Source organism: Streptomyces sp. NPDC005574 (assembly GCF_040605435.1).
Taxonomy (GTDB): Bacteria; Actinomycetota; Actinomycetes; order Streptomycetales; family Streptomycetaceae; genus Streptomyces.
Genome location: NZ_JBEXCW010000053.1, coordinates 1 through 24,427 on the forward strand (window position 1 = coordinate 1; position 24,427 = coordinate 24,427).

General features: G+C 73.0%; 19 protein-coding genes and 1 pseudogene. 2 read left to right on the plus strand and 18 right to left on the minus strand.

Annotated features, from left to right (window positions below; translation table 11 throughout):
- The 17 genes and pseudogenes from hypD to ABZT03_RS28025 form a co-directional block, all read right to left on the minus strand.
- A partial coding sequence (hypD, locus tag ABZT03_RS27945) for a hydrogenase formation protein HypD (RefSeq protein WP_356044126.1) occupies positions 1-605 on the minus strand: 605 nt, incomplete at its 3' end.
- The gene (locus ABZT03_RS27950; RefSeq protein WP_356044128.1) at positions 602-928 is read right to left on the minus strand and encodes a HypC/HybG/HupF family hydrogenase formation chaperone; all 327 of its coding nucleotides are present in this window, start codon (positions 926-928) and stop codon (positions 602-604) included. The genes ABZT03_RS27950 and hypD, both read right to left, overlap by 4 nt.
- A 48-nt stretch (positions 929-976) precedes the next feature.
- A complete protein-coding gene (gene hypF / locus ABZT03_RS27955) occupies positions 977-3,382 on the minus strand; it encodes a carbamoyltransferase HypF (RefSeq protein WP_356044130.1) in 2,406 nt (801 codons plus the stop codon).
- Positions 3,379-4,224 carry a hydrogenase nickel incorporation protein HypB gene (hypB, locus tag ABZT03_RS27960; protein WP_356044132.1) on the minus strand — a complete coding sequence of 282 codons (846 nt, stop codon included), beginning with the start codon at positions 4,222-4,224 and terminating at the stop codon, positions 3,379-3,381. The genes hypF and hypB overlap by 4 nt, the downstream gene beginning before the upstream one ends.
- A 3-nt stretch (positions 4,225-4,227) precedes the next feature.
- A complete protein-coding gene (gene hypA, locus ABZT03_RS27965; protein ID WP_356044134.1) occupies positions 4,228-4,623 on the minus strand; it encodes a hydrogenase maturation nickel metallochaperone HypA in 396 nt (131 codons plus the stop codon).
- 289 nt (positions 4,624-4,912) lie between these two features.
- Positions 4,913-5,512: a hydrogenase maturation protease gene (locus ABZT03_RS27970; protein WP_356044227.1), complete on the minus strand. Its 600-nt coding sequence runs from the start codon at positions 5,510-5,512 to the stop codon at positions 4,913-4,915.
- A 17-nt stretch (positions 5,513-5,529) separates the two neighbouring features.
- Positions 5,530-6,975 carry a hypothetical protein gene (locus ABZT03_RS27975; protein WP_356044136.1) on the minus strand — a complete coding sequence of 482 codons (1,446 nt, stop codon included), beginning with the start codon at positions 6,973-6,975 and terminating at the stop codon, positions 5,530-5,532.
- On the minus strand, positions 6,972-7,676 hold the full coding sequence (locus tag ABZT03_RS27980; RefSeq protein ID WP_356044138.1) for a DUF6084 family protein: 705 nt from the start codon (positions 7,674-7,676) through the stop codon (positions 6,972-6,974). Before ABZT03_RS27980 ends, ABZT03_RS27975 begins: the two co-directional genes overlap by 4 nt.
- Positions 7,673-8,344 carry a DUF5947 family protein gene (locus ABZT03_RS27985; RefSeq protein WP_356044139.1) on the minus strand — a complete coding sequence of 224 codons (672 nt, stop codon included), beginning with the start codon at positions 8,342-8,344 and terminating at the stop codon, positions 7,673-7,675. Before ABZT03_RS27985 ends, ABZT03_RS27980 begins: the two co-directional genes overlap by 4 nt.
- Positions 8,341-8,922: a hypothetical protein gene (locus tag ABZT03_RS27990; protein ID WP_356044141.1), complete on the minus strand. Its 582-nt coding sequence runs from the start codon at positions 8,920-8,922 to the stop codon at positions 8,341-8,343. Before ABZT03_RS27990 ends, ABZT03_RS27985 begins: the two co-directional genes overlap by 4 nt.
- Positions 8,919-10,703: a nickel-dependent hydrogenase large subunit gene (locus ABZT03_RS27995; protein WP_356044143.1), complete on the minus strand. Its 1,785-nt coding sequence runs from the start codon at positions 10,701-10,703 to the stop codon at positions 8,919-8,921. The genes ABZT03_RS27990 and ABZT03_RS27995 overlap by 4 nt, the downstream gene beginning before the upstream one ends.
- A 182-nt stretch (positions 10,704-10,885) precedes the next feature.
- A complete protein-coding gene (locus ABZT03_RS28000) occupies positions 10,886-11,974 on the minus strand; it encodes a hydrogenase expression protein HypE (protein ID WP_356044145.1) in 1,089 nt (362 codons plus the stop codon).
- A 49-nt stretch (positions 11,975-12,023) separates the two neighbouring features.
- Entirely contained in the window at positions 12,024-13,772 is a 1,749-nt protein-coding gene (locus ABZT03_RS28005) for a hydrogenase maturation protein (RefSeq protein WP_356044146.1), read from the minus strand.
- 299 nt (positions 13,773-14,071) lie between these two features.
- Positions 14,072-14,713, minus strand: coding sequence for a TetR/AcrR family transcriptional regulator (locus tag ABZT03_RS28010; RefSeq protein WP_356044148.1), 642 nt, complete (start codon positions 14,711-14,713; stop codon positions 14,072-14,074).
- 68 nt (positions 14,714-14,781) lie between these two features.
- A complete protein-coding gene (locus tag ABZT03_RS28015) occupies positions 14,782-16,842 on the minus strand; it encodes a discoidin domain-containing protein (RefSeq protein ID WP_356044230.1) in 2,061 nt (686 codons plus the stop codon).
- A gap of 208 nt (positions 16,843-17,050) precedes the next feature.
- Positions 17,051-18,205, minus strand: a pseudogene (locus tag ABZT03_RS28020) (ATP-binding SpoIIE family protein phosphatase); the annotation flags it as partial.
- Positions 18,206-18,861: 656 nt separating this feature from the next.
- Positions 18,862-19,464, minus strand: coding sequence for a TetR/AcrR family transcriptional regulator (locus ABZT03_RS28025; protein ID WP_356044232.1), 603 nt, complete (start codon positions 19,462-19,464; stop codon positions 18,862-18,864).
- Positions 19,465-19,643: 179 nt separating this feature from the next.
- Between ABZT03_RS28025 and ABZT03_RS28030 the strand changes: the two genes are divergently transcribed.
- Both ABZT03_RS28030 and ABZT03_RS28035 read left to right on the plus strand, forming a co-directional pair.
- Positions 19,644-20,564: an NAD(P)-dependent oxidoreductase gene (locus ABZT03_RS28030; protein ID WP_356044150.1), complete on the plus strand. Its 921-nt coding sequence runs from the start codon at positions 19,644-19,646 to the stop codon at positions 20,562-20,564.
- A gap of 339 nt (positions 20,565-20,903) precedes the next feature.
- Positions 20,904-22,298, plus strand: coding sequence for an MFS transporter (locus ABZT03_RS28035; protein ID WP_356044153.1), 1,395 nt, complete (start codon positions 20,904-20,906; stop codon positions 22,296-22,298).
- A 50-nt stretch (positions 22,299-22,348) separates the two neighbouring features.
- Here ABZT03_RS28035 and ABZT03_RS28040 read toward each other — a convergent pair whose 3' ends face one another.
- Positions 22,349-24,355 carry a GAF domain-containing protein gene (locus ABZT03_RS28040; RefSeq protein WP_356044155.1) on the minus strand — a complete coding sequence of 669 codons (2,007 nt, stop codon included), beginning with the start codon at positions 24,353-24,355 and terminating at the stop codon, positions 22,349-22,351.
- Positions 24,356-24,427: the final 72 nt, after the last annotated feature.

Here is a 24,427-nt window from a genome sequence, read left to right on the forward strand (position 1 = left end):
CCCACGCCCATCACGCTGCACACGTGCCCGGCCGCGAGGAAGCCCTGCACCCGGCAGCTCGGCGAGCTCATGATGGCCTCGATGGCCGGGGGGACGCGCACGTGCGACACCAGCAGACTGAAGTTCTTGATGCCGAGCCGGCGTGCCTGATGGACCGTCATGGCGTTGGGCGGTGCGGTCGTCTCGAAGCCGATGCCGAAGAACACCACCTCGCGGTCCGGGTTCTGCTGCGCGATCCGCAGGGCGTCGAGCGGTGAGTAGACGACCCGTACGTCGCCGCCCTCGCTCCGGACCTGGAACAGGTCCCGCCCGGTGCCGGGCACGCGCAGCATGTCGCCGAACGAACAGAAGATCACGCCCGGCCGGGAGGCGATCTCCAGGGCCTTGTCGATGACCTCGAGCGGGGTCACGCAGACCGGGCAGCCCGGTCCGTGGATCAACTCGACCTGTTCGGGCAGCAGTTGGTCGATGCCGTGCCGGATGATGCTGTGCGTCTGTCCGCCGCACACCTCCATCAGCGCCCAGGGCCTGGTCACCGTGGCGTGGATGTCGTCGAGGAGCCGGCGGGCCAGCTCGGGGTCCTGGAACTCGTCGATGTACTTCACTTCCGTGCCTCCTCTACGGCGTCCTCGTCCGCGAACGGGGACACCTGACCGCCCCCGGCCTCGGCGGCCGCATTCCATTCGTCACCGAACTCCTCCTGGAGCAGGCCGAGTTCGGCGAAGAGTTCGAGCGTCTGCTTCGCCGACTCCTCGTCCAGGCGCTGCAGCGCGAACCCGACGTGCACGATCGCGTACTCGCCGACCCGGAGGTCGGGCAGGTACTCCAGGCACACCTCCTTGACCACGCCGCCGAAATCGACGGTGGCCATGCGGGTGCCGTCACGTTCCTCGATGTCCAGCACTCTGCCGGGTACCGCCAGGCACATGTGCCTCTCCTCGCTGTGGTCGCGCGTTGCCCGGTGCTGCCGGGACAGTCATCGGTCGGCGGCCTCGGTCGGGGCCGTCGTGGCACGGGCGGCGATCATGAGCTGGCCGAGGGCCAGGCCGCCGTCGTTGGGCGGGACCAGGTGGTGCCGCACAACGGTGAAGCCGTCCTCGCGCAGGGCCGTGGCGCAGGCCGAGGAGAGCAGGGTGTTGGCGAACACGCCGCCCGTCAGGGCGACCGTGTCCAGCCCGTGGCGTTCGCGGGCCCGCACGCACAGGCCGTGCACCAGGCCGGTGACGGCCCGGTGGAAGCGGGCCGCGATCACGGCCGGCCGGGTCCCGGCCCGCAGGTCCCGGGCGATCGCCGCGAGGACGGGTGCCGGATCGGCCCGTACCGCTCCGTCACCGTCCGGCCCCTGGGTGCGGAGGGCGAACGGGTAGGTGCCTTCCTCGCCGGCGGGCGCGGCCAGTGCGGCCGCCTCCAGTTCGACGGCCGCCTGTGCCTCGTACCCCACCCGGTGGCAGACGCCGGCGAGCGACGACACGGCGTCGAAGAGCCGGCCCATGCTGGAGGTGGGGACACAGTTCAGGTTCCGCTCCAACTGCCGTGCCAGCACCCGCTGTTCCTCGGGCGGGCAGGCGGCGGTACAGGGGAGGTCGGCCGCCCAGTCGATCCCGGCCGCGCGCAGGTGGGCGAGCGCCATCCGGTACGGCCGGCGTACGGCCGCGTCACCGCCGGGCAGCGGGACGTACGCGAGGTGCCCGAACCGGGTGAAGCCGTCGTAGTCGGCGAGCAGGAACTCGCCGCCCCACACGGCGCCGTCGTCGCCGTGCCCGGTGCCGTCGAAGGCGACACCGATCACCGGCCGGCTGCCGTCCAGGCCGCCTTCGGCCATCGCGGCGGCGATGTGGGCGTGATGGTGCTGGACGCGGACCACGGGCCGGCCGGCCGCGTTGCGTTCGGCCCAGCCGGCCGAGCGGTAACCGGGGTGGCGGTCGGCGACCAGGGTCGCGGGCCGTACTCCGGTGATGGACTCCAGTTGCCCCTCGGCGCGTTCGAAGGCCCGCTGGGTGCCGAGGTCGTCCATGTCACCGATGTGCGCGGACAGCCAGGCCCGCCGGCCCTCCCCCAGGCAGAACGCGTTCTTCAGGTCGCCGCCGACGGCGAGCGCCGGGCCCACCGGAAACGGCAGGGTGAGAGGCAGCGGGGCGTAGCCGCGGGCCCGGCGGATGATCAGCGGCTTCCCGTCCAGGACGCGCACCACGGAGTCGTCGCAGGGGACGTGGATCGCCCGGTCGTGCGTGAGCCAGGCGTCGGCGAGGGGCGCCAGCCGCTCCAGCGCGTCGGCGTCGTCGGTCACGATCGGCTCACCGGCCAGGTTGCCGCTGGTCATGACGAGCAGCGAGGGGCCCTCGGGGTCGCCCGGCAGCCCGAGCAGCAGGTGGTGCACGGGCGTGTACGGCAGCATGACGCCGAGGTCGGGGCTGCCGGGCGCGACCGCGGCGGCCGGACGCGCGGCGCCGGCCCCGTGCACGGGGTCCGTCCGGCGTCGCAGCAGTACGACGGGCCGGACGCCGCTCTCCAGCAGGCCCCGCTCCTCCGGGTCCAGCCGGACGAGGTGTGCGATGTCGTCGGCGGTCCGGGCCATGACGGCGAACGGCTTGTCGCCCCGGCGCTTGCGGCGGCGCAGCAGTGCGACGGCCGCGGGGTCGCCGGCGTCGCAGGCCAGGTGGTAGCCGCCCAGGCCCTTGACGGCGACGATCGCCCCGCGGGCGAGGAGCGCGCGGGCGGCGCCGACCGCGTCCGCGCCGGCGACGCCCTCCAGCGCCCCCTCGGGACCTCGCGGTCCCAGCAGTCGCAGCCGGGGCCCGCAGGCGGGACAGGCGACCGGCTGCGCGTGGAAGCGCCGGTCGGCCGGATCGGCGTACTCCCGGGCGCACTCGGCGCACATCGGGAAGCCGGCCATGGTGGTGTGCGCCCGGTCGTAGGGCACGCCGGTGACGATGGTGAAGCGCGGGCCGCAGTGGGTGCAGTTGACGAAGGGGTGGCGGTGTCGCCGGTCGGCCGGGTCGGCGAGTTCGGCGAGGCAGTCGGCGCAGGTGGCGGTGTCCGGCGAGACCAGGGTGCGCACCGGCCCGTCGGTCCGGGAGGCGAGGATGGTGAACCGGCCGTCTCCCACGGCGGGCAGCTCCACCTGGTGCACGGACTCCACGCGGGCCAGCGGGGGTGCCTGCGCGGCGATCCGGTCGCAGAACCGGTCGACGGCGGAGCAGGACCCCTCGACCTCGGCGACGACACCCTCCGGGGTGTTCGTCACGTGTCCGGCCAGGGCGAGTTCGGTGGCGAGGCCGTACACGTAGGGCCGGAACCCGACGCCCTGGACGACGCCCCGGACGGTGACGCGGCGGCGTGACGGTGTGTCGTCGGCGACGGCGGCCGGTGGTGGACCGCTCACGAGCGGGTGCGGGCCATCGCGCCGGCGCCGTCCGGGCGGGCGGCCCCGTCGTCGTGGTGAGAGGTGCCCACCTCGTCGGGCCCGTGCGCGTGGTCGTGTTCGTGGTCGGGCCCGTGCGGGTGCGGATGTCCGTGCCCGGGACCGGGCGCGGCCGGACGGCGGGCCATGACGGGGGTGTGGACCGGCGCGCCGTCCGCGGCCGCCAGGGCCCGGTCGAGCAGTTCGCCGATCCCCTCTCCCCGGCGCGCCGAGGTGTGCACGATCTCGACCCCCGGGTTGATCCGCTCGACGTTGGCGCGGAACGCCGCCTCGTCGAACTCGACGGCCTCGGCGATGTCGGTCTTGGTGACCAGGACGAGGTGGGCGAGGCCGAAGGCGGTGGGGTACTTCAGCGGCTTGTCCTCGCCCTCGGTCACGGACGCCAGGACGACTCTCAGGGTCTCCCCCAGGTCGTAGGAGGCCGGGCAGACGAGGTTGCCGACGTTCTCCACGAACAGCAGCCGGGTGTCGTCGGGCAGCCAGCCCCGGAGGTGCCCGCCGAGCATGCCGGCCTCCAGGTGACACAGCCCGTCGGTGAGGACCTGCTTGACCGGGACACCCGAACGGGCCAGGCGTGTCGCGTCGTTCTCGGTGGCGAGGTCGGCGGTGAGCGCGGCCACGGGCACCGACCGCCGGCGCGCCAGCAGCAGTTCGCGTTCCAGCAGCGCGGTCTTGCCGCTGCCGGGGCTGGACAGCAGGTTGACGATCGCGGTGCCCCGGGCGGCCAGTTCGGCGCGCAGGGTGTGCGCGGTCGCGTCGTTCTTGGCGAGTACGGCCTGTTGCAGGTCGACGACACGGCACATGGTTCAGTACTCCTCGGGGATCGGTTCGCGGGTGTGCGCGTGCCTCCGGCCGTCCTCCCAGTGCACGCTGACGATCTGCAGTTCCCGGCCCGCGAGCAGGTCGGTGCTGGTCCCGTCGCACGCGGGGCAGCTCAGCCGGGGCGGCATGCCGACGGCCCACTCGTGCGCGCAGTCGGTGCAGCGGGCCCGTCCCGGCACCGTCTCGGTGACCAGTTCGGCGCCTTCCAGCACGGTTCCGGCGCAGGCGAGTTCGAAGCAGAAGGCGAGGGAGTCGGCCACCACACCGGCCAGTTCACCCACCTGGAGCCGCACCGAGCGGACCGCCGTGACGTCACCGGCCTGTGCGGCGGCCTGCTCGACCTGGTCGATCACGGCCAGCGCCACGGACATCTCGTGCATGGGTCTCAGTCCTCCCAGGGCCGGCCCGCGCCGGCCTCGGCGGTCCCATTAGAGGCGAGGGGTGCCGGCCCCCCGGCCCGGCACGCCGTCGCGCGCCGCCGGGTACGCCGTTCGACGCAACCCCGTGCGCCGGGCGGCCGGGGTCCGGTCCGCCCCCTCCGGACGCGCCGGGTTCACATCCTTCGGATGCGCAGGTAGCGCCTGAGGTCGGGCAGGATCTGTGCGAAGAGGGCGGCCGCTGCGACCAGCGCCGCGCCACTCACGAGCGTCTTCTTCATGCCGTGTCTCCTCATGTGCTGGGCCGGTTCGACCCGCCGGCCGACAGGCCCTCACCGGCCGCGGCCGGTGACAGGGGCCGGGTGACGGCCGGTGGGACGGTCTGGATGGGCGGTGGTGTCTCGGCCGGTGCCGGCCGGCCGTCCCGCAGCAGCTCCTCGATCAGCTGTACGGCCCGCGGTACGGCGTCGGAGACCGGCGGGCTGAGCCCGATGCCCTCCTCCACCGAGGCCGGTTCGCAGCCGACGATCAGCGTGCGCCGGGGCGGCTGGGCGCCGGTGCCGGCGCAGAGCGCGCCGAGCAGCGCCAGGACGGTGTCGGGAGTCATCCGGTGGCCGTCGAGCGCGGGGGCGCCGTCGGCCGGTTGGGCGGGCCCGTCGTACTCGATCACGTACAGCGTGCCGGGGTCCTCGCCGCGTGCGGTGGCGTCCGCCAGGACGAGGGTGTCGTAGCCGTCGAGGAGCTGGTAGGCGAGGTGCACGCCGCGCACGCCGATGTCCACCACCTCGACACCGTCGGGCAGTTGCCGCTCCGCGAGGCGGAGCGCGGTCTCCACGCCGAAGCCGTCGTCGCCGAGGAAGATGTTGCCGATCCCTGCGACGAGGGTTCTCATGGCGGGCGCGGGCGGGCTCACGCGTCGCCCTCCCCGTCGTCCAGCGGGGTGACCTCGTCCGGCTGGAAGTAGAGGAAGCGGCCCTGTTCGCGGCGGATGTCGGCGCCCGGGTCGCCCTCGACGGTGACGGCCAGATGCACCGCGCCGTCGACGTCGTGCAGGACCGCCTCCACCTTCGCGCTGCGCCCCTGGAGGAACAGGTCCTGGGCGTCGGAGCGCCGCAGGCCCGGCCGCAGCAGGACCCGGTCGCCGGCCCCCAGCGACCGGCCGTCCACGACGACGCGGTCCTGTGCGGGGTCGAAGCCGGCGTCGCTCGCCGGGTCCCACCACGGGGTGTCGGGGCGGGGCACGCCGAACTCGTCGGGGAAGGTGTCGGGGGCGGGCCCCGGGGCGCTCGCCCCGCCGGTCACCTCGCGCAGGCTCCGTACCGCCCCGTGGAGTCGCTCCAGCACCTCCGGCGGCATCGAGTCCGCGAGGTCGATCACCGCGGCGGCCCGCTCGTCGGTGCCGCGGGCCTCGCGTTTCTCCTCGTCGGTGAGGGCGGCGGTCCGCAGGGCGAGGATCTCGTCGATCTCCAGCGAGTCGTAGAGCGCGCCCGGGCTCTCCGGTGCGATGGCCGGGTGGTCCTCCAGGATGATCGGCGAGGACAGCACCAGGTCGGCGCGGCCGGGTTCACCCGCGAGGACGGGCCAGGTGTGCAGGTTCCGGCAGGTGGCGACGGCGCCCTTCGCCCACTCGGGGGGATCGGTCATCGACAGGAACGAGCCCGCGTCGAGCGCCATGAGCAGGTGCGAGGCCACCAGGGAGTACGGCAGAGCCGCGTCCCGGTCGGCGGCGTGGCCCTCGGGGGGTGTCCACGCGGTGGTGTTCTCGACCACGGCGGTCAGCCTCAACGCCCGGTAGGGGCCGTCGAGTTCGCGGGCCGACAGGCGTACCGCGCCGGTGATCGGCTCGGAGCGGCGGACCGTACGGCCGACGGCGCGGCCGGCCGCGTCCAGCACCGGGGCGACATCCTCGCGTGCGGGGCGTTCGAAGGGGACCGTGATGCCGTCGCCCAGCAGTGCGTCCACCGCGGTGACGACCTCGACCCGTTCCTCCGCGCCCTCGTCCCAGGGCACCAGGACCCGGTCGTCGAGGTGCAGTTCGCGCACCGTCTCGAAGGCGCCGTCGGGACGGACCCGCTCCACGGTCCGCCGCCGGGCGTGCAGGAAACGCAGCTCGACCGACAGGGTCGCGCCGGCCTTCGGTTCCATCAGGCACTCGGTGTGCTGGAAGTCGTGCTCCTCGCACTCGGCTCCCCAGGCCGGCGGCACGAGCACTCCGAACTGCCAGCGCATCCGGTTCTTGGCGGCCGAGGCCCGGTACGGGTAGAGCACATAGCCCTCGAACAGGACGGCGTCCGCCACCTGCCGGGCCAGGTCGAACCGTGCCTCCGTCTCCGGGGCGAACGCGGTCACGGTCACTGATCGGTCCTTCCGGCGGAGGTCGGGTGGGTGCCGGTGAGCGCGAGGAACGGGTCCGTCCCGGGCGGCCCGGCGGCCGAGCTGTCGTCGAGCAGGGCGCGCAGAGTGGCCTCCCAGGAGGGCAGCGCGCGCCGTGAGCGGTAGGCGAGGAGGGCGTCCATGGTGTCGCGGGGCAGCCGGATCCAGCCGCAGCCGGGGAAGTGCTGTTCGACCATCTCCCGCCACACGGCGACCGGCATGCGGAAGGCGGCCTCTCGGTCCCAGGGCACGGGCTCGACCTGGAAGCCGCCCGCTCCGGTGAAGGCCGTACCGGAGAAGAGCATCAGCAGGGGGACCTCGCCGTCGCGCAGGGCGTCCAGGTAGCGGGCGGCGGCGACGTCCAGGTCGTAGGTGCAGGGCACGACGAGGTCGGTCTCGGTCTCGCCGGTGAACCCCGGGACCATGAGCGACACTTGGGCGAACTGCACGGGCTGGAGGGTGCTGCCCCAGCGGGAGCGTTCGCCGAAGAGGTCCGTCAGACCGTCGGCCTCGGCGTTCTCGTAGCCGCGGCGGGCGGGTTCGATGCGGAGCTGGCAGCGCAGCGCGAGCGCGTGCACGCGGGCGTCACCGGCCGCGGTGACCCGCAGCCGGAAGACGAGGGTGGGTCCGGCCGCGTAGCGGTCGGCGCGGACGCCGGTGCAGGTGAACGACAGCTCCGTCACGGCGCCTCCGCCTCGCGGACGGGCCGGGCCTGCCGTACGACGTTGTCGAAGAACGTGTCGAGGGCGGCTCGGGCCTCGGCGCCGCCGTCGAAGCCCTGCCACAACAGGCGCATACGGCCCACGAGTTCGTAGCAGACGTCGATCGGCACGAGGTAGCAGACGCAGCGGCCGTCGACGCGGCGCAGCAGCAGCGCCTCCACGTCGGACTCCAGCATTGCGGCGAGCCGGCTGTCACCGAGGACGTCGGTCCAGGTGGCGGGGTCGAGCTCGCTCTCGGTGGCTCCGGCGGGGCTCGGGTAGAGCGCGACGAGCCGGTCGAGCGCCGCGTTGTGGAAGAAGAAGGCGACGCCGACCGGGATCTGGAGCCGTTCCCACGCGCCCTCGTCGAGGTGGTGGTCCGGGTCGGTGAGGTAGCGGGCGGGTACCGCGCGGAAGCGGCCCGCCGAGGCTGCGCCCGGCTGTTCCATCAGCAGGGCGCAGGGCACGCAGGCGCAGACGAGGGCGCGTCGGTCGACGTCGACGAGGTGGCGGTGGTCCGTGCCGGTCAGCGTCACCGCGCACAGTTCGCACCGCTCGCGCGCGGGCGGCCGCTCGTCGAGGAACCGGCGCAGGCCGGGGGCACCCGGCCGGGCGCCGGGTGCCCGCAGCGGCAGCGGCGGGCCGCTCATCGTGTCTTCGCCGTCGCCGGGCCGGCCGCCGCGGCCGTCCTCGGGCCGGTACCGATCTGCAGCAGGGCGGGCTCACCGGCGGTGGCCTGTACGTCGACGCCCGTGACCTCCGGTGCGAAGCAGGCGAGCGCCTCCTCGGCGGCCTGCCGGGCGCCCGCACCCGAACCGGCGCAGCCGCAGCCACCGCCCGCGGCGGCCCGCAGGCGCAGGGTGCCGCTGCGCTCGTCGAAGCCGACGACCTCCAGGTCGTGGTCCCGGACGCTGTCGAGGGCCCGGGCGATACGGCTGTCGCGGTCCTCGGGGTGGAGGTCGTGCAGGACGAGCAGGCCGGCGACCAGGTCGTCGCCGAGCAGCCGCGCGAGCGGGTCACCGGGCGTCCGCCCCTCACCGGGGCCGGACAGGAGCTGGAGGACGCGGGCCAGCCCGGCGCCGTAGAAGTCCATCAGGGAGCGGACCAGTTCCTCCGCCGCGGTGGCCGCCGCCGGGTCGCCGGCGGCGGCCAGCCGGTCGAGGATCTCCTCGACCCGGCGGCCGGTCTCCTGCGCGCTCACCGGCCGCCCGGCCGGCGCCGCGCTCATCCGCCCAGTCCGCTCAGGCCGGTGGGCACATGCATCTTCTGCACGGTCTTGCCGCCGCCGACGTACATGTGGACACCGCACGGCAGACAGGGGTCGAAGCTGCGCACGGCGCGCATGATGTCGATGCCCTTGAAGTTCTCCGGGGCGTTCTCCTCGAAGATCGGCGTGTTCTGCACGGCGTCCTCGTACGGGCCGGGGGTGCCGTAGGTGTCCCGGGTGCTGGCGTTCCAGGGGGTGGGCGGGTACGGGTGGTAGTTGGCGATCTTGCCGTCGCGGATCACCATGTGGTGGGAGAGCACGCCCCGGACCGCCTCGGTGAAGCCGACACCGAGCCCCTCGTCGGGCACCTCGAACTTCTCCCAGGTCTGGGTGCGTCCGGCCCTGACCTCCTCCAGGCCCTTCTCCGCGAAGTGCAGGGCGATGGCGGCCGTGTACGCCTGGAAGTAGGTGCGGGCCCGGTTGCGCTCCAGCGCGTTGCTCCAGCGCGGGATCTTCCACTCGAAGGTCGTCTCGGGCTTGGTCATCGTGCGGGGCAGGTTGATGACGACACTGTGGCCGGTGGCCTTGACGTAGCCGGTGTCGACGAGCCCGGACAGGGCCGTGGACCACAGGCGGGCGATGGGGCCACCGCCGGTGTCCAGGGCAAGGTGGTCCTTCCCGTCGAACCAGCGCGGAGACATCACCCAGCTGTACTTGTCGTCGAAGTTCCGCTTCTGCGGGGCGGGGATGGTGTGCTGGTTCCACGGGTGGCGCGGGTCCACCGGGTTGCCGAGCGGGTCGTGGGTGACGAACTGCTCCTGCCCCTGCCAGTCCTCGTAGTACGAGCTGCCCAGCAGGATGCGGATGCCGAGGTTGATCTCGGTGAGGTCGTTGGTGACCAGCTTGCCGTCGACGACGATGCCGGGCGTGACGAACATCCGCCGGCCCCAGTCGGTCATGTTGGCGTACGTGAAGTCGCAGTACTCGGGGTCGTTGAGCGCACCCCAGCAGCCGAGCAGCACGCGGCGCCGGCCGACCTCCTCGTAGCCCGGCAGCGCCTCGTAGAAGAAGTCGAAGAGGTCGTCGTGCAGCGGCACGACCCGCTTCATGAACTCCACGTACCGCATGAGGCGGCTGAGGTAGTCGGTGAACAGCTGCACGGAGGCGATGGTGCCGACGCCGCCCGGGTAGAGCGTGGAGGGGTGCACATGGCGGCCCTCCATGAGGCAGAACATCTCCCGCGTGTAGCGGCTGACCTGGAGGGCCTCGCGGTAGAACTCGCCCTCGAGCGGGTTCAGCGACCGCATGATGTCGGCGATGGTGCGGTAGCCGTGCTCCCCGGCGTGCGGCGCCTCGGTGCGTTCGGCCAGTTCGAGGACGCCCGGGTTGGTCTCCTTGACCATCTTCTCGCAGTAGTCGACCCCCACCAGGTTCTCCTGGAAGATGTTGTGGTCGAACATGTACTCCGCGGACTCACCCAGGTTGATGATCCACTCGGCGAGGTTCGGGGGCTTCACGCCGTACGCCATGTTCTGCGCGTACACCGAGCAGGTCGCGTGGTTGTCGCCGCAGATCCCGCAGATGCGGCTGGTGATGAAGTGGGCGTCGCGGGGGTCCTTGCCGCGCATGAAGACGCTGTAGCCGCGGAAGACCGACGAGGTGCTGTAGCACTCGGCGACCCGCTTCTGCTTGAAGTCGATCTTCGTGTGGATGCCGAGGCTGCCCACGATCCGGGTGATCGGGTCCCAGGCCATCTCCACCAGGCCGCTGCCGTCGCCGGCCGCCTTCGTCGTCGGTGCCATCGTGTATGCCGTGCCCTTCGTTGCGCGAGGAGGTGGGGGGTGCACGCATCGGGGTGCGCTCGTGTTGCGGTGGTGCGCTTGTGGTGCGGGGGTGGCCGCCCCGCGGCCGGACGGCCGCGGGGCGGGACGCCCCGGTGTTCACTCGGGGTGATCAGCCGGCGCGGGTCACGCGGGGCGGGGCGTCACCACGGCGGGCGGTAGCCGGTGGCGATCTTGTCGCCGGTGTGGCGCCACTTGGGCTCCTTGTCCACGGTGCGGGCCGTGATGGTCCGCAGCCTGCGCACGACCGCGCCGTAGGCGCCGCTGGCGCTGCTGGACACCCGTGCGCCGGGGGGCTCGTCCATGAACGGCATGAACTTGTCGGGGAAGCCGGGCATGGTGCAGGCGATGCAGATGCCGCCGACGTTCGGACAGCCGCCGATTCCGTTCATCCAGCCGCGCTTGGGCACGTTGCACTTGACGACGGGCCCCCAGCAGCCGAGCTTGACCAGGCATTTCGGCGAGTCGTACGTCAGGGCGAACTGGCCCTGTTCGTAGTAGCCGGCGCGGTCGCAGCCCTCGTGGACGGTGGCTCCGAACAGCCAGGTCGGACGCAGTTTGTCGTCCAGCGGGATCATCGGGGCCTGCCCGGAGGCCTGGTAGAGCAGGTACGTGAGCGTCTCGGAGAAGTTGTCGGGCTGGATCGGGCAGCCGGGGACGCACACGATCGGGATCCCGGCGTGGGACTTCCAGTCCCAGCCGAGGTAGTCCGGCAGGCCCATGGCTCCGGTCGGGTTGCCGGCCATGGCGTGGATACCGCCGTACGTGGCACAGGTGCCGATGGCGACGACCGCGAGCGCCTTGGGCGCGAGCCGGTCGATCCACTCGCTGGTCGTGATCGGCTGGCCGGTCTCCGGGTTGTCCCCGAAGCCGCACCAGTAGCCCTCCGGCTTGATCGCCTCGTTGGGGATGGAGCCTTCGACGACCAGCACGAACGGGTCGATCTCGCCTCGCTCGCCCTTGAAGAACCACTCGATGAACGTGTCCGAGCCGCCGATCGGACCGCACTCGAAGTCGATGAGCGGCCAGTGGACGGCGATCTTCGGCAGCCCCGGCAGCACACCGAGCACGATCTCCTCGATGCTCGGCTGCATGGCCGCCGTCAGCGAGACGGAGTCGCCGTCGCAGCTCAGCCCCGCGTTGATCCAGAGAATGTGGATCGTGGGTGTCTCGTCGGCGGGCGCGTCTCCGGCGTCCGCAGCGCCGACCGTGTCCGGCCTCGCCTCAGTCATGGGACCGCCTCCTGGGGAGGTATGGGATGAAGGTCTTCATTTCGGGCCATCAGCCTTCTTGGTACCAGTCGCCCGCGTCCGATGGGACGCCATGTTGGGCCGTTCCGGTGACGGGAGCGAGGTGGGGTGGCGTGCGGTGCGGTGTCTCCTTGCGGACGAAGGCCCGGCGCAGGGCGTGGTACGGAGCGTCCGGGTCCTGGAAGGTGCGGCGCATCCGGGCCAGCTCCCGCTCCCGGAAGGCGGCCGGGGCCTCGCCGCGCCCGTCCAGGGCGGTCTTCTTCGCCGCGATGCGGGAGGCCGTCGCCGGCAGCGCCGCGAGCCGGGCGGCCAGGGCGCCGGTCCGCGCGGTGAAGTCCTGCGGGCCGCAGTCCACGACCCGGTCGACGAGCCCCAGGCGCAGGGCGCCCGCCGAGCTCACCGGGAGGGCCTCGCGCGTGAGGCGCTCGGCCGTCGGGCCCCCCACCCGGCGCGGGAGCGTGTACGTCCAGTACTCCGAGCCGTACAGGCCCATGAGCCGGTAGTGGGGGTTCAGTACGGCGCCGGAACGGCACCACACCTCGTCGGCGGCCAGGGCCAGCATGACCCCGCCGGCGGCGGCGTTGCCCCCGATCGCCGAGACCACCAGCCGGTCGGTCGTCGTGAGGACCGCCTCGACCAGGTCGTCGATGGCGTTGATGTTCGCCCAGGACTCGGCGCCGGGGTCGTCGGCGGCCTCGATGACGTTGAGGTGGATGCCGTTGGAGAAGAAGTCCCGTCGGCCGCCCAGCACCAGGACCGCGGTGGGGCGGGTGCATGCCTCGCGGTAGGCGTCGAGCAGGCGCCGGCACTGTGCCGTGCTCATGGCGCCGCCGGGGAAGGAGAACGACAGGAGGCCAACGTACCCGTCCTCCCGGTAGTGGATGTCCGTCCAGGTGGCATCCCCGGCTTCGGGCAGCGGTGGCAGGGCGAGTTCGGGCAGCGCGGGCAGCCGGTCGCCGAGGGCCTGCGCGGCCGGCAGCCTGAAGGTGGCCGGTCCGCCCGGCCGGCGCCTGGCCCGCAGCTCGGGGATCCACACGGCGCCGTCCGTGGTCGCCCGGCAGATCGCGCCGTTGCGGGTGGCCAGCAGGTCGCCCGGGCGGCCCCGCAGCCCGCTGTCGGGGTGGCCGCCGTGGAGGTACCACTCGCTGCCGAGCAGCTCGTCCAGCACCCCCGGCTGCGAGTCGGCGGCGCGCAGCTTGCGGACGACGGTCCGCGTGGAGTCCTCGGCCCAGTCGATCCGCCGGACGCTCTGGTCGAGATACGGGCGGACGCGGGGCGTGGCACCGGCCCGGGCCGCCGCGTCCTGGGCGAGCGGCCGGTGGGTTCCGGCGGCGAAGCGGTCCACGGCGCACAGGACGGCCTCCAGCGCGGCGTCGGCGATCTCACCCCGGTACAGGTCGCTCTTCGACACCGGAGGCACGCGGCAGGTGGTGGACGCCCACACGTCTCCCGCGTCCATCTCCTCGTCCGCCTGGAGCACCGTCACCCCCCACCGGTCGGCCTCCTCGTGGATCGCCCAGTCCAGGGAGGACGGCCCGCGGTCACCGACCGGGCCCGGGTGGACGATCAGGCACGTGTGTGCGGACCACACCTCCCGGGGGATGGCCGTCTTCAGCATGGGCGCCAGGACGAGCTGCGGGGCGTGCCGCCGTACGGCCTCGGCGAGGTCGTGGCCGGGCAGCGCGAGTTCCACCGCCACGGTGTGGCCGCGGTCGCGCAGTTCGGCGTGGACGCGTTGGGTGAGGCTGTTGAACGCGCTGGCCACGAGCAGGATGCGCACGGCTGCCTCCCGGCGTGCGAAGGGGCGGGCGCGGTGACCCGGCGGGCACCCGATCGTCGGTCACACCGGCCGGGGCACCCCGGCGACAGGCTGCGAGGTCATCCGAAAGCGCGCGCCGGGCCGCCCATACGCACCTATGGGGCGGGCGCCCCTGGAGGGGGCCGCGGCGGTGCGGTGGGCGCCTGCGGGTGGGATCGCGGCGGTGGCGTGGGTGCCTGGAGTTGGGGTCGCGGCTGTGGGGTGAGCGCCTATAGGTGGAGGCGCGGCTATGGGGTAGGCGCCAGTGGATGGGGCCGTGGCTATGGGGTGGGCGCCTGTGGGGGCCGCGGGTGGGGTGTGGGGGCGTCGTCGTGGTGGACGAGTCCGGCGATGTGAGCGGTGACCGTGTCGAGGATGTCGGTCCAGGCGGCCGCGTCGCCGAGCACCAGGTAGTTGAGGGTCAGCCCGTCCGTCATGGCGGCCAGATAGCGGGCCAGCACGGACACCGGCACCCCCAGCCGGAGGTCCATGTCGCGCCGCAGCTGCTCGATGAGCTCGCCGTACGCCTCGCCGTACAGCTCGTACTGCCGTCGCGCGAGGTGCTCGAACCCGGGCCGGCGCAGGGCGTACTGGGTGAGTTCGTAGGTCAGCATGTGCTCGTCGGGGTGGGCGCGGACGTGGTCCCAGTACGCCTGGAAGCCGGCCCGGACGGCCTCCTCCAGGGTGTCCCTGGGCCGCAGCGCCTCGCGGACCATCGTCACCGAGTGGTCGGTGATCGTCGTGATGACGGACTCGACCAGTTCCTGCTTGGAGTCGAAGCAGTAGTGGAAGACGCTCAGGGACACGCCCGCCTCGGCCGCGATGGACCGGGTCGTCGTCGCGGCGACGCCGTCCCGGGCCATCGCCCTGATCGCCGCCTCCGTGAGCTGCCGGCGCCGTTCGGCCGACGGCATCCGCGCCATTTGCGTGCCCTTCGTGCTCGTACCGGCCTGCCCGCGAAGGTGGGGGCAGGCCGGTTCGCGCGCGGCCGTCAGTTGCTGTAGACGCCCAGTTCGCGCAGCGAGTATCCCCATTCGGTACCGCGGCCCAGGCCCTGCACCCGGACGTAGCGGGCAGGAGTGGCGGTGAACACCGCGGTGTCCAGTCCGCCGTCTCCGGAGCCGGTGGACCAGACGGTCCGCCAGTTCGCGCCGTCGGTGGACAGATCGACGCGGTACGACTTCCCGTACGCGCGTTCCCAGTCGAGGGTGACCCGCTTGACCAGGTTCGTGGCCCCCAGGTCGATCCGCAGCCACTGGTCGTCGCTCCAGTCGCTGGCCCAGCGGGTGCCCGTGTCACCGTCCACTGCGCGGCCGGGCGCGTAACTGGTGAACGGGTTCCACTCGGCCGAACTGGCGCTCGCCGAGGCACCCTTGGCGAGGTTGACGCCGGCCTGGTGTCGTTCGGTGGCGCCCCAGGTGTCGAGGTAGGACTCGGCGCCCCGGAAGAGGTCGTCCACCACGTCCTGGCCGCCGACGAGCCGGATGTCCTCGATCCAGTCCGGGACGAGTCCGTAGTGCGCGGCACCGTCGGTGTTGAGGTCCCAGGTGCGCAGGCCGGTGGTCTGGCGGTCGATGACGGAACCGCCGTCGACGCTCTTGAAGGGGTAGGTGACCTTGTGGGCAGCGTCCGCGCCGCGCGGGGCCGGCCAGCCGCCGACGCCGTTCATGTCGGTGCCGTAGCCGTAGCCCACTTGGTACTTGTCGCGCAGGGCGTCGGTGCGCTTGGCCTCGGCGGCGAACTCCTCGGAGCCGTGCATGTACTGGGCGACGAAGCCGCCGAGGCCGTAGACCCGCTCGGTCCAGTTCAGGTCCATCCAGCTGTGCGAGGACAGCACACCCGGGTAGGACGCCGACTCGAAGATGTCGAGCGCGCGGCCGGCGGCCTTGACGCTCATGTGGTCGATCTCCAGCATCATCTTGCGTTTCATCATGCCGCGTACGGCGTACTCACCGAGGTCGGTGAGGCCGCGGGTGTTGCACTGGGCGTCCGTGTCGTAGGAGGGGACGTCCACGCCCGCGGGCAGGTCCGCCTCGGCCGCGGAGGCCGCGGTGCCGATGGGGTTGTCGTGCTGGGGGCCGGAGCACTTCTCCGTCTTCCAGAACGTGCCCGTCGACAGGAACTGGCCGACGTTGATGGCCGTTCCGAGGCCGCCCTCGTCGAAGCGGACGCCGCACAGCGCGTTGTCGAACTTGTGGCACAGGAACATGCTGCGCACGCCCAGCGAGTACAGCTCGTCCAGTCCCGCGTCGATGTCGGCCTTGCTGCACTGCGCGATGTCCAGGACCTGCTTGCAGCCGAACGGCTCCGAGGTCTCCACCCCCAGGATCACCGCCAACTTGCCCTGTTCGATGACCTGTCGGGCCTGCGCACTGTCGGTGACGATGCGGAACCAGCCCTTGCCGGTGCCGCCGTACATCCGGTCGATGTAGTCCTGGAGGTCGTAACTCAGCCTGGCCTGAAGGCGGATGGAGGTCATCTCGTCGCAGCTGCGGTCCTTGAAGAAGTACACCGAGCAGATCACGCCGTTGGTGACGAGGTCGTTGACAAGCACGCGCTGCCCGCCGCGCCAGGCCCGCTCCACCCAGGCGTAGTAGTTCTGTTGGTGCGTCAGGGAGTCGTGTGCCGGCCAGTCCTTGAAGGTGGGCCAGCCCACCGGGTCGTGCTTGCCGTCCCCGCCGCGGGTGATGTAGTCGAAGATCGCGAGCGAGCCGTCGGGGTAGTGCTCGGGGCAGTCCTTGAGCGCGTCGGCGATGCCGGCCTCGGAGAACGTCTTGCCGCAGATGAGCCGGCCGCCGAAGCCCTCGTTGGCGAAGAGGTGGTTGTGCGCGTCGACGAACCCGCGCACGTCGCCGGCGGCGTCGGTGCCGGTGAACGGCTCGCCCGTCACGTTGATCTGCGAGTCCGGCGCGGGCCGCGCGGTCGGCACCCACCAGTCGGTCGCGGCCGCCGAACTCGGCGCCGGGCCGAGGGCCATGGCCAGCACGAGCAGCAGCAGCGACACGACGGTGACGTTCCTGCGTCGGCGGTACGGGCGTCCGGTCACGGTCACGGTCACGGCCCACGTCCCTCGGTCGGCGGATCGCGCGGCCGACGAGCCCGGGCCGCCGTCCGGAGTCCGACGAGGACACCGGGGGCCTGACTTGTCATGACCGGCGCAAGATATGGGTCGAGGATCGCCACTGGCGCGGTCCGAGTCAAGGGTCCGGGACGGTTGACCTGATACCCGCCCGGCGAACCCGGCCTCCACGGCCTCGCTTCTACGACGCCCTTGTGGTCGTGGGCAGTTGACGGTCCCCCACTGGAATGTCCTGCTCGGCCCAGATGCACTTGCCGTCGCCCTGGAACCGTGTGCCCCACCGCTGCGAGACGGCTGCCACCAGCTGCAGACCCCGGCCGCCCTCGTCGGTCTGCCCCGCGCGCCGGATGCGCGGAGTGGTGAGGCTTCCGTCGTAGACCTCGCAGATCAACGACCGACTGCGCAGCAGGCGGAGCAAGACGGGGCCCCTGGCGTGCCGGACCACGTTGCCGACGAGTTCGCTGACCAGGAGCTCCGTGGTCATGGCGAGCTCGTCCAGCCCCCAGACGCCGAGCTGCCGCCGGACGTACTCACGGGCCTGCCCGGCGGCCCGAGGGTCCTCGGGGAGGCGGCACGAGGCGATGTCGCGGGCGGGGGTGCACCGGGTCCGGGCGATGAGCAGCGCCGCGTCGTCGGTGGTCTCCTCGCGATCGGGGAGCAGCGCGGAGACGACGATGTCACACAGGTCGTCGAGGCGCGCCGTGCCCTCGTCCGAGACGTACGGCGTGCGGGCCACCGCCGAGGCCACGGTCCGGCGGAGCAGCGCCAGCCCCTGGTCGATGTCCCGGTCCGGGGACTCCACGAGACCGTCCGTGCACAGCACCAGGAGACACTCCTCCGGGAGCATCAACTCGTGTACGTCGAAGGGCGGTTCCGCGGCGCCGAGCGGCGGGTTCACCGGTAGGTCGGGGGTGTGGACCGTGCCGTCGGGGTGCACGACGAGCGGCGGCGGATGCCCGGCCAGGGAGAACGAGCAGGTCCGGCCGACCGGGTCGAACACGGCGTACAGACAGGTGGCGTAGTAGTCGTGGCCCAGGTCGCCGACGAGTTCGTTCAGGTGGCCCAGCAGTTCGTCCGGGTCGAGTTCCAGGTCGGCGAGGGTACGGACCGCCGTGCGCAGCCGGCCCATGGTGGCTGCCTCGGCGATGCCGCGCCCCATGACGTCGCCGATGACCAGGGCGACCCGGTCGGCGGAGAGCGGGATCACGTCGTACCAGTCGCCGCCCACCTCGTCGCCCCGGCCCGCCGGCAGATAGCGGGCGGCGGCCGACACCCTGGCGAGGGACGGCAACTCCCTTGGCAGCAGGCCACGTTGCAGGCCCCGGGAGCGGGCGTTCGCCGGGTCCGCCGTTTTGGTCACGGGCGTCACGCGGGCCGCATGAGCCCCGGGCATCGCGCGAGTCAGGGAGGCCACGGAGATCACGCGCGTCACCGGTGTCACCGGCGTCGTGATTGTCAAGGACCTCCCCTTCGTCGCGGAGTGTGACCCACCGTGCGGTGCTCTCCCGTGTCAGTCCGCAGACCGCCGCCAGGCGCAGCAGGCCGGTCTTGGGGTCGCGTCGGTGTGCAAGGCCGCCGAGGCCACCGAGAGCTGCCGTGGCCTGCTGCACGGCGAGCGTCAGCGCCTCGGCGCCGGTCATGCCCTCGCCGGCGGACGCCAGCAGTTCCCGCCGCACCGCCTCCGGCCCGTCGGCGTGGCCCGTGTGTCCAGCATGCTCTGCCGCCACCCTCGCCTCCTGCCGAGTACCGAGGTCGGACCACGAGGACGCGGTCCCGCGGGCGCACCGTCGATGGAGAGGTGCACCTGCTGTCACCAACGGTAGCCACAGACGGGCCGACGGACACGGCGTGGCGGGCGACGAACGGAGGAGCGGGACCCGCATCCGGATGACCCGCGTACGCACCGGCCCGGCTGCCACGCCGACCCACCACACGACCGCCCCCGCTTCACTGCGCCCTCGGCGCCGGTCCGGACCGACTCCGGGGGGACGGTCAGTCCGCTGCCGGCAGGCTCACCGCCGCGTCGAGTAGCGGACCCAGTTCCCGCGCCACGGCCGTGAGGGCGCGGACGTCGTGCTCGGCGCGGGCCAGCAGGATCGCCCCTTCAAGCGAGCTGATCATGAGGGTCGCGAGCGGGTGGGCCCGCTCCTTTGGCACGCCCATGTCCGTCAGGGCGCCGGCCACCGAGGCGGTCCAGACGGCGAAGGCGCCGGCCGCCGCCTCCCGCGTGGAAGCGGTGGACTCCGCGCAGTCGACCGTCGCGGCCGCGACCGGGCAGCCGCCCGCGAAGCCGCCCGCGAGGTACTCGTCGGTCCACTGGCGCACCATCTCGGCGAACAGCCCGCCGGGTGTCGGCACGGGCAGTGCGGCGAGGAAGCGGGCGATCCGGTTGCCCGCGTACCGTCCCGCCCAGCCCACGGCCTCGTTGACCAGCTGTTCCTTGCCGCCCGGGAAGTAGTGCTGGAGCGAGCCGCGCGGTGCGCCGGCGTGTTCCGCGACCTCGCGCATACCGGTGGCGGCGACGCCTTCGCGCCGGATGAGCTGGGCCGCGCTGAAGACCATCCGTTCGCGTGGCCCCCGCTCGGGCACCGCCATGCCGACCTCCCGCAACCGTTCGTGAACCACCTGCCCGCACCCTATGACCGCCGTCATAGAGACGGCTACTATGACCGCTGTCATAACCGGTGGGCGACGGACGATCCGGTCCGGGCCCGTGACCGTGCCGGGGAGCGGCAGCGCGCGGGCACGGTCGCGGACAGAAACGGCGGTGCAGCATGGCGTACGTGGGTTTCGTCGGCCTCGGGGTCATGGGTCAGCCCATGGCTCTGAACCTGGCCCGGGCGGGAACGCCCCTGGTCGTCTGGAACCGCACCCCGGCCAGGTGCGCACCCCTGCGCGCCGCCGGGGCCGAGATCGCGGACAGCCCGGCCGAGGTCTTCGAACGGGCCGGCACCGTGATCCTCATGCAGGCCGACGAGTCCGCCCTCGACGCCGTACTGGGACGCGGGACACCGGACTTCGCCGCCCGGGTCGCCGGCCGCATGGTCGTCCCGATGGGCACGACCTCTCCCGAGTACTCCGCGAGTCTTCAGACCGATGTCCGCGCCGCGGGCGGGAGTTACGTCGAGGCCCCGGTCTCCGGTTCCCGAATCCCGGCGGAACAGGGCGAGTTGGTGGCGATGCTGGCGGGCGACGACGAGACGGTGGCTGCCGTACGCCCCCTGCTGGCCCCGATGTGCCGGCAGAGCTTCACCTGCGGGCCCGTGCCCGACGCCCTGTTGACGAAGCTATCGGTGAACCTGTTCCTGATCACGCTGGTCACCGGACTGGCCGAGGCGTTCCACTTCGCCGACCGGCACGGACTGGACCGGCGCCGGTTCCTCGACGTCCTGGACGCGGGTCCGATGGCCAGCGCCGTCTCCCGGGTGAAGGCGCCCAAACTCCTGGCCCGCGACTTCGCCGTCCAGGCGAGCGCCGCCGACGTCCTGAACAGCAACCGGCTGATCGCGGAGGCCGCCCGCGGCGCCGGTGTGGCCTCACCCCTTCTCGACGTCTGCCACGCCCTGTTCGGCGAGACAGTGGCGCGGGGCCACGGGGGCGAGGACATGGTGGCCGTACTGCACGCCCTCGAAGCACGGACCGAGGGCGCTGCTCTGCACGGCGTCGCCAACACCCCGGTCGCGCCGACCGGCTGACGGGACCGGCCGCCCAACGGCACTCCCCCTCAGGCCCGGTGGGACTCGTCGGGCACGGCCGGATGGCTCGGCCCCGGTCGGACTCCCCGACCCCGTCGCCGAAATGCGGAGCGGCCACCGGTTCGCCCCTCGGCGTGCGCACGGAACGCCGGGCCCCTCGCCCTGTCCGTCCCCGTCCCCAGGTCGGCCCCCGTCTCCGTGAGCCGAGGTGAGTCATGGGGTCGGCACGCACACCCTGCCCCCGAAGTATGGTGCCCCACCACATGTGCCCGTGACGTGCGTCTTCCTACGGTGTGCCGACACCCACCCGTCCCCACCGCACACGAGGAAGTGGCGCACATGGCCTCCGCAGCAACCGCTCCACCGACGCCCCCCGTCCCCGCCGGCCTCAAGCGCATCGTCGCCGCCAGTCTCATCGGCACCACCGTCGAGTGGTACGACTTCTTCCTCTACGGCTCCGCCGCCGCCCTCGTCTTCAACAAGCTGTTCTTCCCCGGCTCCGACCCGCTCGTCGGCACCCTGCTGTCGTTCCTCACGTACGCGGTCGGGTTCGCCGCGCGTCCGCTCGGCGCGCTCGTCTTCGGGCACTACGGTGACCGGCTGGGCCGCAAGAAACTGCTGGTGCTGAGCCTGCTGCTGATGGGCGCGGCCACCTTCGCGATCGGGCTGCTGCCGACCCACGCCACGGTCGGGGCGGCCGCTCCCGTCCTGCTGACGGCCCTGCGTCTGGTGCAGGGCTTCGCGCTCGGCGGCGAGTGGGGCGGGGCCGTCCTGCTGGTGTCCGAACACGGCGACGCCCGGCGACGGGGCTTCTGGGCCTCCTGGCCGCAGACGGGCGCACCGGCGGGACAGCTCCTCGCGACCGGCGTGCTGTCCTTCCTCACCGCCGTGCTGTCCGACGCCGCCTTCGTCTCCTGGGGGTGGCGGATACCGTTCCTGCTCTCCGGTGTGCTGGTGGCCGTCGGTCTGTGGATCCGCCTGTCCGTCGACGAATCGCCGGTCTTCAAGGAGGCGTTGGCGCAGGCGGAGGCCCGCAAGGCGGCCCGGCCGAACGAGACGGAGAAGCTGCCGCTCGTCTCGGTCCTGCGGCACCACTGGCGCGACATCCTGGTCGCGATGGGCGCCCGTATGGCGGAGAACATCAGCTACTACGTCATCACGGCCTTCATCCTCGTCTACGCCACCACGTCGGCCGGAGTGTCCAAGCAGACCGCGCTGAACGCCGTGCTGATCGCCTCGGCCGTGCACTTCGCGGTCATCCCGGCCTGGGGCGCGCTGTCGGACCGGGTCGGCCGCCGCCCCGTCTACCTGCTGGGCGCCGTGGGCATCGGGCTGTGGATGTTCCCCTTCTTCTCCCTCGTCGACACCGGCGGCTTCGGCCGGCTGATCCTGGCCGTGACCGTCGGCCTGGTGCTGCACGGGGCGATGTACGCGCCCCAGGCCGCCTTCTTCTCGGAGATGTTCGCGACCCGGATGCGCTACTCCGGCGCCTCCATCGGGGCCCAGTTCGCCTCCGTGGCGGCCGGCGCGCCCGCGCCGCTGATCGCGACCGCCCTGCTGGCCGACTACGACAGCTCCACACCCATCGCCCTGTACGTCATCGCCGCCGCCGTCGTGACGGTCGTGGCCGTCGCGGTGGCCAGGGAGACCCGCCACCGGGACCTGGCCGGCATCGAGCCCGCCGCCGACCCGGAGCCCGCGCAGGCCCGAACGGCGGACGCGCGCCCCGTCTGACCCCACGGCCCAGCGCCCGGCCGGCCCCCGTACGCCCGCGCGTACGGGGGTCAGTGTCGCGGTCGGTCCGACAACAGGTGCAGACGCAGGGCGAGTTGGATTTCCAGGGCGCGTGCCGGGCTCTGCCAGTCGTCACCGAGGAGGCGCCCCACCCGCTCCAGGCGCTGCGCGACGGTGTTGACGTGGACGTGCAGTTCGTCCTTGGTGCGGGCGGGGCTCATCCCGCACGCGAAGTACGCGTCGAGGGTGCGGACCAGGTCGGTGCCGCGCCGCTCGTCGTAGGCGACGACCTGTCCGATCGTGCGGCCGACGAAGCCGGAGATGTCCCGGTCGCCGGCCAGCAGGAGCCCCAGGAAGCCGAAGTCCTCGGCGGCGGCCCCGTCCCCGGAGCGGCCCAGCAGGCGCAGGGCGTCCAGACAGCGCCGGCCCTCCTGGTAGGCGGCGGCCACGGCGTCGGGCCGGTCGGCGAGTCCTGCGACGGGGGCCGAGGCGCCGACGGTGACCGGCTCGTGGACGGCGGTGCCGAGCCGGCGGGCCGTGCCGCGCGCCAGGTCCGTCGCGCTGTCGCCCGCGGTCAGGGGCAGCAGCAGGACGGTGCCGCCGTCCCGCGCGGCGGCCAGGCCCCGCCGGGTCGCGGCCAGGTGGGAGGCGGCCGACCACAGGCGTCTGCGGGCCGCCGCCTCCTGGTCGGCGTCCGCGGCGGCGCCGTCGAGCCGGGCGGCAAGCACCACATGCGTGGCGTCGAGGTCGGCGCGCAGCCGGGAGGCACGTTCGCGCAGCAGGCGCGGGTCCCGGTCGCGGGCGTCCAGCAGGTCGTCCAACAGCTCACCGCGCACGCGCTGTTCGGCCTCGGCCGCGGACCGCCTGGCGAGCAGGAGGAGCGAGGTGACCATCGCGGCCCGCTCCAGCGTGCGCTGGTCGACGGGGTCGAGCCCGGGGTGACCGCGCAGCACCAGCGCGCCGAGCAGTTCCCCGCCCGCCGCCACGGCGGCGATCCAGTCGTCGCCGTGCCGCACGGCGTGTCCTTCGGCGCGGGACGCCTCCAGGGCCCGCGCGGGCGCGGTGTCCGCCTCGGTGAACTCGACCCTGCTGTCCAGGACCGCGGAGACCGCGGCGGCCACGTCCCGCACGCCGCCGCCGCGCAGGACGAGTTCGGCGAGCCGGTCGTGGACGTCGGAGGCGCGTTCGATGACACCGCTGCGGTCCCGGATGATCTCGTTGGCCCGTTCCAGGCCGGCCAGGGCGGAGCGGGTCTCGGTCAGCAGGTTGGCGGTGTCGATGGCGGCCGCGGCCAGCGCGGCGAAGGAACCGAGCAGGGCGATCTGTTCGCGTTCGAAGACCCGGGCCCGCCGGTCCGCCGCGAACAGGACGCCGATGACGTGGTGCCCCAGCGTCAGCGGCACACCGAGGATGGCGACCAGTCCCTCGTCCCGTACGCCCGCGTCGATGGGCAGGGTGTGCCGGAAGCGGTCGTCCTTGAAGTAGTCGTCGGTGACGTACGGACGGGCCGTCTGCGCGACGAGACCGCCGAGCCCCTCGCCCATGCCGAGCCGCAGCTGCTGGAAGCGGGCGGCGACCGAGCCCTCGGTCACCCGCATGTAGGTGTCGCCGCGCGCCGGGTCGTTGAGGCTGAGGTAGGCGACGTCCGTGCCGAGCAGGGAGCGGGCCCGCTGCACGATCGCCTGGAGCACGGCGTCCAGGTCGCGCAGGCCGGCCAGGTCGTGGGCGGTCTCGAACAGCGCGGACAGTTCCGCCTCCCGTCGGCGCCGCCCCTCCAGCTCGGCGCGGACGCGCAGCGCGAGCAGCTTGGCGTGTTCCAGCGCGGCGATCCGTTCGGCGGGCCGGCCCTCGGCGCGGGCCAGCAGCACCGGCTGCTCGTAGGCCTCGGCTGACGCGCCGCGGGCCAGCAGTTCGAGGAACGGCGTCTCGGCGCCCCCGGACACCGGTTCGGCGCCGGCCGGCACGCGGACCGGGGCGTCCGGGGCCGCCGGCGGCGGGACGGGGGCCGCGGCACGGGCGGTGGGACGCTCGGCGGACTGCACGTGATCGCTGGACATGCTCACAGGATTCCCCATCCCTCGCTCGGCCCGTCAGCCCTGTGGACAACTTCGGCGGGCCACCGCGACGGC

Coding starts and splice junctions, on each gene's coding strand:
- ABZT03_RS27950 (WP_356044128.1), bottom strand. CDS start 928: ATGTGCCTGGCGGTACCCGGCAGAGTGCTGGACATCGAGGAACGTGAC.
- hypB (WP_356044132.1), bottom strand. CDS start 4,224: ATGTGCCGTGTCGTCGACCTGCAACAGGCCGTACTCGCCAAGAACGAC.
- hypA (WP_356044134.1), bottom strand. CDS start 4,623: ATGCACGAGATGTCCGTGGCGCTGGCCGTGATCGACCAGGTCGAGCAG.
- ABZT03_RS27970 (WP_356044227.1), bottom strand. CDS start 5,512: ATGAGAACCCTCGTCGCAGGGATCGGCAACATCTTCCTCGGCGACGAC.
- ABZT03_RS27985 (WP_356044139.1), bottom strand. CDS start 8,344: ATGAGCGGCCCGCCGCTGCCGCTGCGGGCACCCGGCGCCCGGCCGGGT.
- ABZT03_RS27990 (WP_356044141.1), bottom strand. CDS start 8,922: ATGAGCGCGGCGCCGGCCGGGCGGCCGGTGAGCGCGCAGGAGACCGGC.
- ABZT03_RS27995 (WP_356044143.1), bottom strand. CDS start 10,703: ATGGCACCGACGACGAAGGCGGCCGGCGACGGCAGCGGCCTGGTGGAG.
- ABZT03_RS28000 (WP_356044145.1), bottom strand. CDS start 11,974: ATGACTGAGGCGAGGCCGGACACGGTCGGCGCTGCGGACGCCGGAGAC.
- ABZT03_RS28010 (WP_356044148.1), bottom strand. CDS start 14,713: ATGGCGCGGATGCCGTCGGCCGAACGGCGCCGGCAGCTCACGGAGGCG.
- ABZT03_RS28025 (WP_356044232.1), bottom strand. CDS start 19,464: ATGGCGGTGCCCGAGCGGGGGCCACGCGAACGGATGGTCTTCAGCGCG.
- ABZT03_RS28030 (WP_356044150.1), top strand. CDS start 19,644: ATGGCGTACGTGGGTTTCGTCGGCCTCGGGGTCATGGGTCAGCCCATG.
- ABZT03_RS28035 (WP_356044153.1), top strand. CDS start 20,904: ATGGCCTCCGCAGCAACCGCTCCACCGACGCCCCCCGTCCCCGCCGGC.
- ABZT03_RS28040 (WP_356044155.1), bottom strand. CDS start 24,355: ATGTCCAGCGATCACGTGCAGTCCGCCGAGCGTCCCACCGCCCGTGCC.